General features: G+C 62.9%; 9 protein-coding genes and 1 tRNA gene. 3 read left to right on the forward strand and 7 right to left on the reverse strand.

Going from position 1 to position 13,999, the window contains the following annotated elements; all coding sequences use genetic code 11:
• Positions 1 to 27 precede the first annotated feature (27 nt).
• Positions 28 to 1,566, forward strand: coding sequence for a nitrogen regulation protein NR(I) (ntrC, locus tag OKW38_RS25475; RefSeq protein WP_090800858.1), 1,539 nt, complete (start codon positions 28 to 30; stop codon positions 1,564 to 1,566).
• A 139-nt stretch (positions 1,567 to 1,705) separates the two neighbouring features.
• A complete protein-coding gene (locus tag OKW38_RS25480) occupies positions 1,706 to 3,823 on the forward strand; it encodes a prolyl oligopeptidase family serine peptidase (protein WP_429363584.1) in 2,118 nt (705 codons plus the stop codon).
• Between the two features lie 51 nt (positions 3,824 to 3,874).
• Here OKW38_RS25480 and xth read toward each other — a convergent pair whose 3' ends face one another.
• Positions 3,875 to 4,651: an exodeoxyribonuclease III gene (xth, locus tag OKW38_RS25485; protein ID WP_090800854.1), complete on the reverse strand. Its 777-nt coding sequence runs from the start codon at positions 4,649 to 4,651 to the stop codon at positions 3,875 to 3,877.
• A 78-nt stretch (positions 4,652 to 4,729) separates the two neighbouring features.
• Between xth and OKW38_RS25490 the strand changes: the two genes are divergently transcribed.
• Positions 4,730 to 4,852 (forward strand) — tRNA-OTHER (locus OKW38_RS25490).
• Positions 4,853 to 4,985: 133 nt separating this feature from the next.
• On the opposite strand, the gene OKW38_RS25495 is transcribed toward OKW38_RS25490, so the two are convergent.
• The 6 genes from OKW38_RS25495 to OKW38_RS25520 all read right to left on the reverse strand — a co-directional run bounded on the left by OKW38_RS25495 (position 4,986) and on the right by OKW38_RS25520 (position 13,344).
• A complete protein-coding gene (locus tag OKW38_RS25495) occupies positions 4,986 to 6,005 on the reverse strand; it encodes an ABC transporter ATP-binding protein (protein ID WP_184006046.1) in 1,020 nt (339 codons plus the stop codon).
• Positions 6,002 to 7,000: an ABC transporter ATP-binding protein gene (locus tag OKW38_RS25500; RefSeq protein WP_429363586.1), complete on the reverse strand. Its 999-nt coding sequence runs from the start codon at positions 6,998 to 7,000 to the stop codon at positions 6,002 to 6,004. Before OKW38_RS25500 ends, OKW38_RS25495 begins: the two co-directional genes overlap by 4 nt.
• Position 7,001: 1 nt before the next feature.
• Complete coding sequence (locus OKW38_RS25505) at positions 7,002 to 7,952, reverse strand: ABC transporter permease (RefSeq protein WP_429363588.1); 951 nt, start codon at positions 7,950 to 7,952, stop codon at positions 7,002 to 7,004.
• Position 7,953: 1 nt separating this feature from the next.
• Positions 7,954 to 8,889, reverse strand: coding sequence for an ABC transporter permease subunit (locus OKW38_RS25510; protein ID WP_018417493.1), 936 nt, complete (start codon positions 8,887 to 8,889; stop codon positions 7,954 to 7,956).
• A 17-nt stretch (positions 8,890 to 8,906) separates the two neighbouring features.
• The gene (locus OKW38_RS25515; protein ID WP_429334894.1) at positions 8,907 to 10,523 is read right to left on the reverse strand and encodes a peptide ABC transporter substrate-binding protein; all 1,617 of its coding nucleotides are present in this window, start codon (positions 10,521 to 10,523) and stop codon (positions 8,907 to 8,909) included.
• Positions 10,524 to 10,653: 130 nt separating this feature from the next.
• Positions 10,654 to 13,344, reverse strand: a complete 2,691-nt coding sequence (locus tag OKW38_RS25520; RefSeq protein WP_429363590.1) for a TonB-dependent receptor plug domain-containing protein — start codon at positions 13,342 to 13,344, stop codon at positions 10,654 to 10,656.
• Between the last annotated feature and the right edge of the window lie 655 nt (positions 13,345 to 13,999).

Consider the following 13,999-nt stretch of genomic DNA (forward strand, 5'->3'; position numbering starts at 1 on the left):
GCACCTCAAGACTTCTGACCGACCTATATGAAGCCGATCTGGATAGTAGACGACGATCAATCAATTCGCTGGGTGCTCGAGAAAGCGCTGGCGCGCGAGAACTTCGCGACGCGCAGCTTCGCGAACGTGCGCGAAGCGTCGGCCGCGCTCGATCACGACAGCCCGCAGGTGCTGGTCTCCGATATCCGCATGCCCGGCGGCTCCGGGCTGGAGCTGCTGCAAACCGTACGCGACAAGGTGCCGGGCTTGCCGGTCATCATCATGACCGCGTTCTCGGATCTCGATAGCGCGGTCGCCGCATTCCAGGGCGGCGCGTTCGAGTATCTGGCGAAGCCGTTCGACGTCGACAAGGCCGTCGAGCTGATTCGCCGCGCGGTCGACGAAAGCATGCGCGGCGAGCAGACGTGGGACGACCGCGTCGCCGAAGCGCCCGAGATGCTCGGCCAGGCGCCCGCGATGCAGGACATGTTTCGCGCGATCGGCCGCCTGTCGCATTCGGCGGCCACCGTGCTCATTACCGGCGAATCAGGCACCGGGAAGGAACTGGTCGCGCGCGCGCTGCACCGACATAGCCCACGCGCGAACGGCCCCTTCATCGCGTTGAACACGGCCGCGATTCCGAAGGATTTGCTGGAGTCCGAACTGTTCGGTCATGAGCGCGGGGCGTTCACCGGCGCGCAGGCGATGCGCCAGGGACGCTTCGAGCAGGCCGAGAACGGCACGCTGTTTCTCGACGAAATCGGCGACATGCCGTTCGATCTGCAGACGCGTTTGTTGCGCGTGCTGTCGGACGGGCAGTTCTATCGCGTAGGCGGCCACAATCCGTTGCGCGCGAATGTGCGGGTGATCGCGGCGACGCACCAGAATCTCGAATCGCGCGTGCGGCAAGGACTGTTTCGCGAGGACCTGTATCACCGTCTGAACGTGATCCGTCTGCGCTTGCCCGCGTTGCGCGAGCGCAACGAGGATATCCCGCTGCTGACGCGGCATTTCCTGCAAAAGAGTGCGCGCGATCTCGGCGTCGAACCGAAGCGCGTGTCCGAGGAGGCGCTCGCGTATCTCGCGTCGCTGCCGTTTCCAGGCAACGTGCGGCAACTCGAGAACCTCGCGAACTGGCTCACGGTGATGGCGCCCGCGCAGACGATCGAAACCAAGGATCTGCCGCCCGATCTCGGTCCCGCGCACGGCGCCGGGAGCGAGCTTGGTGCGGGCGCCGCTGCCGGAGCGACGACGGATGGCACCGTGGTGACCAATGCGGGAATCGCGGGCGGCGTGCCGCTCGCTGGCACGAACGGCGGCGCGCTCGTGCATCCGGGTGGGGCGGCCGGTGCGTCGGTCGCCACCGCGCTGAGCGCATGGGAAGGCGGCTTGCGCACCGAAGTCGCGCGCATGCTGCGCGAAAACGCGGCCGACGTGATGGACGAACTCGCGCGCCGCTTCGAAGCGGCCGTGATCCGCGAGGCGCTCGACTTCACGCGCGGCCGCAAGGTCGAGGCGGCCGAGCGGCTCGGCATCGGGCGCAATACGATTACGCGCAAGATTCAAGAGCTCAATCTGGAGCCTTGACACGCTCGTTCTGAGCGATGCTGCATGGCAGGCGAGGGCGGCTCAGGCCGCCTTCGTCGTTGTTGCGTCGCGCCCCGCGGCAACCGTCAACCACCGCGCACGAGGCATAATCAACGCTGTTCCGATCCAACAGCCGACGATGCCAGCTTCTTCAGCTTCTCCCGCCCCGTTCGAGTGGCCGCTTTCCCCCGATCCTTTCCTGTCGCTCGAAGAGCTGTACGACGCTGACGCTCTCGCATGGGTCGACGCGCAGAATGCGCGCACCCGCGTGGCGTGGTGCAGCGGCGAGTCGTTCGACGCGCTCAGACGGCGGCTCGCCGATGCCTATCTGCCGCGCGAGCGTCCGGTGATTCCGGATCGCTGGAAGGACTGGGCCTACGATTTGTGGCAGGACGAGCGCAATCCGCGCGGTATCTGGCGACGCACTGCGTGGGCCGCATGGCGCAACGGCGCACCGGTGTGGCAGAACCTGCTCGACTTCGACGCGCTCGGCGCGGCCGACGGCACGCCGTGGGTGTGCGTCGATCTCGATATCCTTTATCCGGACGGCGACCGCGCGCTGATCACGATGTCGCCGGGCGGTTCGGATGCGCTCGTCGTGCGCGAGTTCGATCTCGACGCCCGGCGTTTCGTCGACGATGGCTTCGCGATTGCGAAGGCGGGCAAGCACACGGTGTCGTGGATCGATCGCGATACGCTGTACCTCGGCTGGGACAATGGGCGCAAGACGCTGACGCGCTCCGGTTATCCGCGCGACGTGCGGCGCTGGACCCGCGGTACCGCGCTCGCCGATGCGCCCGTCGTGTTTCGCGGCGAGTTTGGCGACATCGGCGTGGAGGCGCATTACGATCCGGTCGATCGCCGGCATACGGTGACGAGCAGCGTCGACTTTTTCGATTCGCACACGTATTACCTCGACGACGCTAGCGACGCCTGGCATCGTTACGAAGTGCCGTCGCACGTCGCGGTGGGGGCGTGGCAGGGCTGGCTGTTGCTCGAGCCGCGGCTCGATTGGGAGTGCGAGTGGGACGGTAATCTCGCGCGCTATCCGGGCGGCGCGCTGCTCGCGATTCGCGAGGACGCGTTTCTGCGCGGCGAGCGCGACGTGACGCCGCTCTTCACGCCGACGCCGCTGACCTCGGCCTGCGAGTGGTCGCATACGCGCCATCATATGATCGTGTCGTATCTCGACGACGTGCGCGGCAAGACGCTGATCTGGACGCCGTCGCGGCGCGAGGACGGCACCTGGCAGTGGCGTGAGCGCGTGTTCGCGTCGCGCGGCGATGCGCAGATCGACGTGTCGCCGGTCGAGTCGACATTGAACGACGAGGTGTTTGTCGACACCGACGATTATCTGCAACCGCCCGCCTACTGGCTCTCCGATCTCGCGCTCGAGGAGCCCGGCGAATGGGAGTTGCTCGACCGCTGGCCGACGCAGTTCGACGCGACGCGCGTCGCGGTGACGCGCGGACATGCGGTATCGGCCGATGGCACGCGCGTACCCTACACGGTGATTGGGCCGAAGGAAGCGCCGTCATCGCCGGGCGATGAAAGCCCGACGCGCCCATGTCTGCTGAGCGGCTACGGCGGCTTCGCGATTCCGCTGCTGCCGAGCTATCTGACGGGGCAGGGCATCGGCTGGCTCGAACGCGGCGGCGTGTACGTGGTCGCGCATATTCGCGGCGGCGGCGAGTTCGGCACGCGCTGGCACACGGCGGCGCAAGGCGAGCATCGCCAGCGCGCGTTCGATGATTTCATCGCGGTCGCCGAGGCGCTGATCGCGACCGGCGTGACGAGCGCCGCACAGCTCGGCATTCAGGGCGGCAGCAACGGCGGTTTGCTCGTGGCCGCCTGCATGGTGCAGCGGCCGCAGCTATTCGGCGCGGTCGTCTGCGAGGTGCCGTTGCTCGATATGAGCCGCTATCACCTGCTGCATGCGGGCGCCTCGTGGATCGACGAGTACGGCGACCCCGACGAACCCGATGAAGCGCGTGCGCTCGCCGCGTATTCGCCGTATCACAACCTCGCGGCGGGTGTCGCGTATCCGCCGGTGCTATTCACGACGTCGACCGCCGACGATCGCGTGCATCCCGGCCATGCGCGCAAAATGGCCGCGCGCATGCAGGCGCTGGGCGCGCAGCACGTGTGGTATCGGGAGAATACGGAAGGCGGCCACGGCGGCTCCGATGAGTTGGAGCAGGCCGAGCATGATGCGATGGTGTTCGGGTTCTTGTGGGGTGTGCTGGGCGGCGCTTGAAGCAATAGGGACGCGAGGCAGCGCTGCCTCGTTTCGTCGCTGTATGCCGGATCAGCCCAGCTGCGCGAACACTGGCGCGTGATCCGACGGCTGCTCCCACTTGCGCGGCACCTTGTCGATGTCGCACGCCGAGCAGATGTCGGCCAATGCCTTCGACAGCAGGATGTGATCGATGCGCAGTCCCGCGTTGCGACGGAACGCCATCATCCGGTAGTCCCACCACGAATAGATTTTTTCCTGCTGCTCGAACTGGCGGAACGCGTCGAGCAGACCGAGGCCGATCAGCCGCACGAACGCCGCGCGTTCCTCGGGCGATACCAGATTCTGACCTTCCCATGCCTTCGGATCGTGCACGTCGCGATCGTCGGGCGCGATGTTGTAGTCGCCGAGCAAGGCGAGCTTCGGATGCAGCGTCATCTCGGTTGCGAGCCAGTCGTGCAGCGCGTCGAGCCAGCGCAGCTTGTACGCGAACTTGTCGGTGCCGGGCGCCTGGCCGTTGGGGAAATACGCGGAGATGATGCGCACGCCGTCGATGGTTGCCGCGATCACGCGCTGCTGCGGGTCCTCGAAACCGGGGATGTTGCGCACGATGCTGCTTTCGTCGACGTTCAAACCTTCGCGCACCAGAATGCCGACACCGTTATAGGTTTTCTGACCCGCGTACCAGCTTCGATAGCCGACCGCCTCGAGTTCGGCGCGCGGAAATTTTTCGTCGGGAAGCTTCAGTTCCTGCAGGCACAGCACGTCGGTGCCGCTGCTCGCGAGCCAGTCGATGACGTGTTGCTGGCGGACTTTGAGGGAGTTGACGTTCCAGGTGGCGATTTTCATCAGTTGCACAACTTGTTGATTTTCAATAAATATTTGACTTGATGTGGTCGTGATATACGTATCGATATACCATTTCGCGAGTGGTGTTCCGCGAGTGGTGTTCCGTTACTCAGGAGTCACACGCCATGCCAGTCCGGCCTCGCAGCCTATATGATACGGCCTGTCACGCCGGGGGCGCGGGTTCGAGTCCCGTCCACTCCGCCGGACAAAGCCCGTTCATGGGAACTTGAACGGGCTTTGCTTTTGGCCCATCACCAGGCCGTCAGCTCGGGCCGGTCGAGCGTGGGCTTTCGCCGCTGTCCCGGTTGTTGAACTCCCGCCCATGAAACAGGCGCTATTCGGTAGGAACGGGAACCCGGATGCACGCAACCCGCCGTGCATCACCTTGCTGGGAAACCGCTTGCGGTTGCGCATCGCCGCATGCGTCGATCGCGGCGGGGCAGCGCGTGCGGAACGCGCATCCCGACGGCGGTTGCAAGGGCGACGGAATCTCGCCTTGAAGCAGCAGATGCCGTCGCGCGCGCTCGACGGTCGGGTCGGGAACCGGTACGGCCGACAGCAATGCACGGGTATAGGGATGCGCAGGTGCCGCGTACAGCGCGCGTTTTTCGCCGAACTCTATCACGCGCCCCATATACATCACCATCACGCGATGGCTGATTGCTTTCACCACGGCCAGATCGTGTGCGACGAACAGCAGCGACAACGACAGTTCGCGTTGCAAGTCGCGCAATAGATTAACGATTTGCGCTTGAATCGACACGTCGAGCGCGGACACCGGTTCATCGCAGATCACGAGTTGCGGCTCGCTGATCAATGCCCGTGCAATTCCGACGCGCTGACATTGCCCGCCCGAAAACTCATGCGGATAGCGCCGCAGATGCTGCGCATTCAGGCCGACGCGTTCGAGGATGGTCAGCACGCGAGCGCGCACATCGGCGCGCGCGACATCGGGCCGATGCGTGATCAACGGCTCCGCGACGATCTGCTCGATCGTCATGCGCGGATCGAGCGACGCGAGCGGGTCCTGAAAGATCATCTGCACGTCGCGCCGCAAGATGCCGAGATCGCGCTTCGCGCCTTGCACGGTTTCGACGCCATGAAGCTTGACGCTGCCGCCCGACGCAGGCGCAAGACCGACGATCGCGCGCGCGAGCGTGGACTTGCCGCAGCCGGATTCACCCACCAGCCCGACGGTTTCGCCGCGCCGTACATCGAACGACACGCCGTCGACAGCGCGCAGCGTGGCCTTGCCAGACCACGGTAATTTGCCGCGCGGCACGCTGAAATGCACCTTCAGTTCGTTCACCGACAGCAGCGGTTCGGTACTGTTGCAAGCGGAATGCTGGTTCATCGAACGGCCTCCAGAATGGCTGAAACCGGACGGTGGCACGCGCGCAATGCACCCGCCAGATCGCTACGCGCATCGAGCGACGGCACTGTGGTGCGGCAAGTATCGTCTGCAAACGAACAACGCGGTGCGAACGCGCAACCCGCGCCGATTTGCCCCGGCAAAGGCGGATTGCCCGGAATGGTTTGCAACGGGCGGTCGTCGTCGGTGATGCGCGGCAGCGCGTTCAGCAGGCCGATCGTGTACGGATGGGTCGGCGCCGCGAACAGCGCGCGCGCGTCTGCCTGCTCGACCGTGCGCCCTGCATACATCACCATCACGGTGTCGCACAATCCGGCGACCACGCCCATGTCGTGCGTGATGAGGACGATTGCCGTGCCGCGCTCGCGATTCAGTTCGCGCAGCAATTCGATGATTTGCGCCTGAACGGTGACGTCGAGCGCGGTAGTCGGTTCGTCGGCAATCAAAATGTCCGGTTCGGACAGCAACGCCATCGCAATCATCACGCGCTGCCGCATACCACCGGAAAACTCATGCGGATACATGCCGATGCGGCGTGCGGCATCGGGAATCCGCACCGTGTCGAGCACCTCGATGGCACGCCGACGCGCTTCGCGACGCGACAGCTTCTTGTGCAATTGCAGCGATTCCGTCATCTGCCGTTCAATGGTCAAAAACGGATTGAGCGCCGTCATCGGGTCCTGAAACACCATGCCGATCCGGTTGCCGCGAATCCTGTTCAGCGCTGCGTTGTTCATCGTCAGCAGATCGCCGCCGTCTTCGCCACGATACAGTGCGGTGCCCGACACGCTGCCGTTCGACGACAGCAAACCGAGCAGCGCCATCACGGTCTGACTCTTGCCCGACCCCGATTCGCCGACGATGCCCAGCGTGCTGCCCGCGTCGAGCGAAAACGACACGCGTTGGACCGCATCGACCGGCGGTCCTTCGCGGCGCGTGAAGCGCACACTCAGGTCCTTCACTTCGAGTAGCGCCATGTCAATGATCCTTGGGGTCGAGAGCGTCGCGCAAACCGTCGCCGACGAAGTTCACGCAATACAGCGTCACGCACAGCATGACGGCAGGGCAGAGCAGCAGCCACGGCATCGATTCGAGTTTTTGGGCACCGTCTTCGATCAGCACGCCCCAACTCGTCATCGGCTCCTGGACGCCGAGTCCGAGAAACGACAGCACCGATTCCGTCAGCACGATCGTCGGCACTGTGACCGTGGCATACACCACCACCACGCCGATCAGGTTCGGCACGATATGCCGCGCGATGATGGCGCGGGTGCTGACGCCAGTCGCACGCGCCGCGTCGACGAATTCGCGCGAACGCAGCGACAGCGTCTGACCGCGCACCACGCGCGCCATATCGAGCCACGAAAACGCGCTGATGGTCAGCACGACCAGATAGAACGCGCGGCCGAACAGCGTCATCATCATGATCGCGATCAGCATGTACGGAATCGCGTACATCACGTCGACGACGCGCATCATAACGGCATCGACGCGTCCGCCCATGAAGCCGGCTGTCGCGCCCCACGCGACGCCGATCAGTCCGGACACCAGCGTGCCGAGCAACCCGACTTCGAGCGATACGCGCCCGCCCACCAGCGTGCGCGCGAGCAGGTCGCGACCGAGTTCGTCGGTACCGAACAGATGCAGGCCGAGCCACGACGGCGGCAGACTGATCGATCCCCAGTCGCTGTCGACCGGATTGTTGGGCAGAAACAGCGGCCCCGCAAAGCATGCGACGACGATCAGCAGCAGGATCACGAGACTTGCAAATGCCGCGCGATTACGCAAAAAACGCATGCCGGCAATCGCGAACGGTCCGCGCGAAGCCTTCGTGACGATGCCGCCGGACAGACAGCCGCCTGCGGACGCCGCATCGGCCGGCGGCGCGACGAACGCACGCGCGGCCAGGTTGAATCGACGAATCTTCATGTCAGTACCGGATGCGCGGATCGAGCCATGCGTAAGCAAGATCGACCAGCAGATTGAACAGGACCGCGAATGCCGTAATCAATGCGACCAGACCGAGCACCAGCGTGTAGTCGCGATTGATCGCGCCGTTCACGACCAGTTGCCCGAGACCGGGCAGCGCGAATACGGATTCGGTGACGACCGCGGCGGTGATCGACGAAATGCACAGCGAGCCGAGTAGCGATACGACCGGCATCAGCGCCGGTTTCAGCGCATGACGCAAGACGATGGTGCGGCCGGCCAGACCTTTCGCGCGCGCGGTCCGGATGAAATTGCCGGACAGCACTTCGATCATGCTGCCGCGCATCACGCGCGCAATCGTCGATACGTTGATGATCACGAGCAGTACGATCGGCAATACGCGGTAGTGCCAGTCGCCGTCACCCCAGCCGCCGGCGGGCAGCAGACCATGCTCGCCGCGCTTGATCAGGATCGCGAAGACCCACACCAGCACGGGGCCGAGGATGAATGGCGGCACCACACTGCCGAGATTGCCGAGCAACATCACGCCGTAGTCGATCACGCCATTGCGGCGCACCGCCGCAACCGTGCCGAGCGCCACACCGATCACCAGCGCGATCGGCACCGAAATGCCGCCGACGCCGAGGCTGACCGGTAGGGCTTTCCACACCAGTTCGCTGACCGACCAGTCCGTGTAACGGAACGACGCGCCGAGGTCGCCGTGCAGCAGCGAGTCGATGTACAGCAAATACTGCTTCCACAGCGGCTGATCGATGTGGTATTTCGCGTCGAGATTGGCAAGCACGGCCGCCGACAGATGCTTCTCCGAATCGAACGGGCCGCCGGGCGTCAGGTGCAGCAGCAGGTAGCACGCGGTGATCACGGCGAGAATCGTCGGGATCGCCCATAACGCGCGGCGCAATGTATAAGCCAGCATGGCAAGGCTCCTTGCGCTCAGTGCTTGATGATGTACATGTCCTGCGACTGCCGCTGATCGACGTAGTTGGTCGGCGAATAGCCGCCCACATACGATTTCACGAGCCGCACCGCCGAGTACTGGAACATCGGAATCAGCGGATAGTCGTTCATCGCGATGTCGTGCGCCTGCGTTAGCATCGCGGTACGCTTCGCTTCGTCCATCTGCTGGTTCGCCTGATCGATCAACGCATCGACCTTCGGATTGCAGTAGTGCTGGTCGTTCTGCACGCTGTTGCAGCGGATCAGGTCGAAGAACGACATCGCATCGTTGTAGTCGACGAACCAGCCGTCGCGCGACGCCTGCACCTTGCCGTCGTGGCGCATTTTCAGCAGCACGCGGTTCTCGACGTTTTCGAGCTTCACGTTGACGCCGAGCTTGGTGCGCCATTCCGACGTCGTGAATAGCGCGACCTTCTTGTGCAGGTCGTTGGTGTTGTATGTCAGCGTGAACGTCAACGGCTTTGCAGCGGAATAGCCCGCCTGTTTCAGCAGGTCTCGCGCGGTTTCGATGCGTTTCGCCATCGGCCACGCGGCCCAGTCGGGCTGGAATTGCGCCGCGCCTTGCGTGCCTTTTGCAATCAGGCCGTACAGCGGCAACTCGCCGCTTGCGGTCAGTTTGGACGTCAGCAGGTTGCGGTCGATCACCATCGATAGCGCCTCGCGCACGCGCTTGTCCCTGAAGGCCGGGTCGGCGTTGTTCAGCGAGTAGTAGTAGGTGGCGATAAACATCCCGGTCTTCAGTTCGGAGCCGAACTGCTTGCTGACGTGGTTATAGATGCCGGACGGAATCGAATACGTGTAATCGAACTGGCCGGCCTGATACATCCGCATTGCCGTTTCGTCGCTTTCGATCGGCAGATAGGTGACTTTCGTGATCGCGACCTGGCTCGCATCCCAGTACTTGTCGTTCTTCACCATCACGAGACGGTTGCCCGGTTGCCAGTCGCTCAACGCATACGCACCGTCGCTGACCATGTGGCCGGGACGGGTCCATTCGTCGCCGTACTTCGCGACCGTCGCGCGGTTCACCGGCGCCATCGTCGACATTGCGGTCAGTTGCGGAAAGAACGCGGTCGGGTCTTCGGTCTTGACCTCTACCGTGTACGGATCGACCGCGCGCACGCCGAGACTGGAGAGCGGCGCCTTGCCCGCCAGAATCGCCTTCGCGTTCTTCACGAACTCGACCAGGATCGTGTATTTCGAGCCGGTCTTCGGATCTACCACGCGTTGCCATGAATAGACGAAATCGGCGGCCGTGACCGGCTCGCCGTTACTCCAGCGCGCGTTGTGGCGCAGCTTGAAGATCCATGTATCGGGCGCGCTGCGGCTCCACGATTGCGCGACGCCCGGCACGACCGCACCGTCGGCGGCGATTCGCGTCAAGCCTTCGAACAGGTCGAGGCCGATGGTATTAGCGGCCCAGGATTCGATATGCGCGGGGTCGATCGATTCTGCCTCGACGGGTGTTTGCCGCGTCAGTTCCTGGGTGGCTGCGAGCGTGACGCCGGGCGGGATCGTCACGGCGTGGGCGGGAGAGAGAAGGGCGAGCGCCAACGCGGCCAACGCCGCCCGAGTGGCGTGAATCGGTTTCATTGCGTATTTCAAGTGGCATCCGAATAGCAAAAAAGCTGGCGGTGCACGAGGCACCGCCGCCAATCCTCTTCAACAACGAAGAAGAGGCAAGAGGAGACCTACGGTCCTGCGATAAAGCCCGCTGCGACGATCAGAAGCGGTAGGTCGCACCGATCTGGAAGAAGCGGCCCAGATTCGTGTACAGCGACTGGTCGTAGCCGGTGATGTCCGGCGTTGATTGCCACTCGACGTCGAACGGCGGCTGCCTGTCGAAGATGTTCTGGATGCCGCCATAGATCGTCCAGTTCTTGAAGCCGCGATACGTCATCATCAGGTTGAACTGGCTATACGACGCCACCGAACCCGTGCCACCGTCGCCGAACTCGGCTGCCACTGCGTTGGTGTACGGACCCGTGTACTGCCAGCTCAGCGTCGTGGTCATCTTGCGGTAATCCCACGTCAGGCTCGTGTTGCCCTTCCAGCGGGGATTCGACGCACCGAACGGTTGCAGCAGCGCGAGGTTGTTACCCGCGAAGTCCTGCGTTGCAGCGCCCGGGCTGTTCAGCTTGAAGTGCCACACGTACGCCCAGTCGCCCGACAGCGTGAACGTGCCGTACTTCGTGCCGACCGACTTGCGGAAGTTCATGTCGAAGCCGTCGGTATCCAGCGAGCCGAGGTTGACGAACTGTTGCGAGATGTAGCGGATCGTGCCGTCAGGATTGCGCACGACCCTCGACGGGTCGTTGGCATCCAGCACGGCATTCGGATCGTCGGTACCGATCACGCCGTCGATATGAATCTTGTAGAACGCTGCACCGATATCGGTCGACGTATCCGGCGACAGTTCGAAGCCGATGTTGTAGTTCTTGGTGTGCTCCGGTTGGAGGTTCGGATTGCCGTTGATCTGTTCCGTCGTGAAGTGCTTGGTCGGCACGCCGCTCGGGTCGTTCGGATCGACGAGGTTCTGGTGAGCCAGGTAGGTTGCCTGCGAGTTTTCGATCAGCGTCGGCGCGCGGAAACCACGGCTGTACGACGCGTACGTCGTCAGCATCTGGACCGGTTGGAAGCGCAGTGCGAAGTTCGGCGAGAACGCGCCGCCGAAGTCGCTATAGTGGTCATAGCGGCCCGCTTGCGTGAACGTCAGGTTGTGGATGATCGGAATATCGATCTGGTAATACACGGCCGCGATGTTGCGTTCGCCGTCGACGGACTGAACGTTCGCCGGCACGACGATCCCTTGCGACGAGTACGTGCGCGGGTTGATCAGCGAGCTTTCGTGACGGAATTCCGTACCGAAACCGATGCCGACCGGGCCAGCCGGCAGGTTGAACAGATTGCCGGTCGAGGTCTTCGCCGTCACGCTGTCGAGCTTCGAGATCGCCTGCTGGTAGTCGTTCTGGAACAGGCCGTTCAGACCGTTCGGCGTCGATGCCGGGTTCGCGAAGTTGTAGCCGCCGTTCGGGCCGAGGAGGTTTTCAAGCGCGGCCGTGTTGATCATGTTCGAGTACGTCGTGTCGACCGTGCTCTGCGAATGACCATAGTCCACCGACCAGTCCCAGTCGCCGGCCTTCGGCGTGGTGAACGAACCTTTCACGCCCGTCGAGGCCTTCCAGAACGTCGATACCGTGTCTGCGCGCTGCGCAATGCCCGGGAAGGTCAGGTTGATCGGCGTATCGACACCGTACGGGTTGTACGGATTCAGCGCCGACACCGTGCGGTCGAGTTGCGACACCGAGCCGGTCACTGGATTGAACACGTTCGACACGCTGCTGATGGCCGGGCTGCCGAAGTACTGGACCGTCTCGTTGCGGCTCGCCCACAGGTCGGCGTAAGCCTGTATGTCGTCGTTGATCTTGAAGGTGCCACGCACCTTCGCGTTCAGACGCGTCGTCTGTGGAATCAGCGAGTACGTGTTCGCGTTCTTGTACACGCACGATGCGCCCGCCGCGTTAGTGCTGCCCGGAGGGCATGGGCTCAACGCGGCGGTCGAGCCGTCGGGCAGTTGCCAGAATGACTGCTGGTTCGGACCCAGAGGACCAGCCGACCCGCCTGGGTACTGGCTGAAGTCTTCGTTTTTGGTCATGTCGCGCTGGTCGAGCGTCGAACCGGAATCGCGATAGTAGCTGGCGGCTGCCGTCACGTTGAAACGATCCGAGTTCAGGTCGCCGAAGCCGCCGAGCACGCTGAAGTTGCCCTGAGCGTTACCCGGATGCTGTGCCTTGCCGAGCTGCCCGTCGATCTGAAGACCCTGGAAGTTCTTCTTCGTGATGATGTTGACCACGCCGGCAATCGCGTCGGAACCGTATGCGGACACGGCGCCCGTCTTCACGATTTCGATGTGATCGACGATGTTCAGCGGGATCGTGTTGACGTCGAAGAACGTGTCGGTGAAGTTCACCGCCTGTGCGTAGTTCGCGACGCGTTGGCCGTCGACCAGCACCAGCGTGTACTTCTCGGACAGACCGCGCAATGCGATCCCCGAGCCGCCCGGCGCCGTGCCGTTCATCGTGGTGGAACCCCAACTGGACGCGGAGTTGGCAGACATGCCGCGCAGGAAATCGGCCACGGTCGTGTAGCCGCTTTGCTGGATTTCCCTTGCTGTAACGGTCTGGACTTCGACGTTGCCGGTCTTGTCCGATGTGCGGATCAGCGAACCGGTGACTTCTACTTTTTCGAGCTTGCTGACGGCGGGGGGAGCCGCCGCTGGCGTGCTTGCGGCCGTCGGAACGGCCGCTGTATCAGGTTGGCTTTGTGCGTGTGCCAGCGGGACGAACGCCGCTGTCAACACCAGCTCGGCTCCGATGATTCTTTTGATGGCTGAGGCCAATCGCTTTTGTTTCACTTGCGCTCCTTCTTGTTGTTAAGGCCACTTCCGTTGAACGATCACGCAAACGCAGGCGCGAGTTGCGCGTGCGCTGCAGTGCGTTGACGTCAGCGAGTTCTTCGCTGTCCGGCGCATCCCCGCGCCGTCCCGCACATCCCGTCCAGGGTGCGTCGCCGATCGTGTCGGACGCGCGCCTTGGTCTTGAAGCGAGCGCAGCAAGAGCACGAGATATGCCATGTGTGAGGTCGCGGACCGTCGGAAAGGCCTTGAGCGGCCTCCGCAAATGCATCGAAGCGATTGATTTGCTTAGGAATTCAGAGTTACGAAAAATTGTGTCGCGCGGGTAGTGCCTGGAAATAAAGCATTCCTCGCGCGTAACAGAACGCAGGAAAGTTTCCATTAGAAAAAAATAAAGTTAGTCGGCTTATTTTAATTACGATTTGGTGCAGCTTACGCACCGTAAGAATGCTTAATTACAGAATTGGTGCATTAAATAACAAATGGTCCGTTGCAATTAAATTCCCTAATTCGGGGCGATCAATATGCCGTTGAAATGAACAGTAATAAATGTAAGAACTTGACTCTGTAAGCTTGCTTCGCGCTACGTGTAGGCATTTCTGGCTGGTAGCTGGTCTTCAATTGGTGCCTATTATCATACTAGATCGAAAGTAAT

The organism is Paraburkholderia sp. MM5496-R1, assembly GCF_050436205.1.
Lineage (GTDB): Bacteria > Pseudomonadota > Gammaproteobacteria > Burkholderiales > Burkholderiaceae > Paraburkholderia > Paraburkholderia tuberum.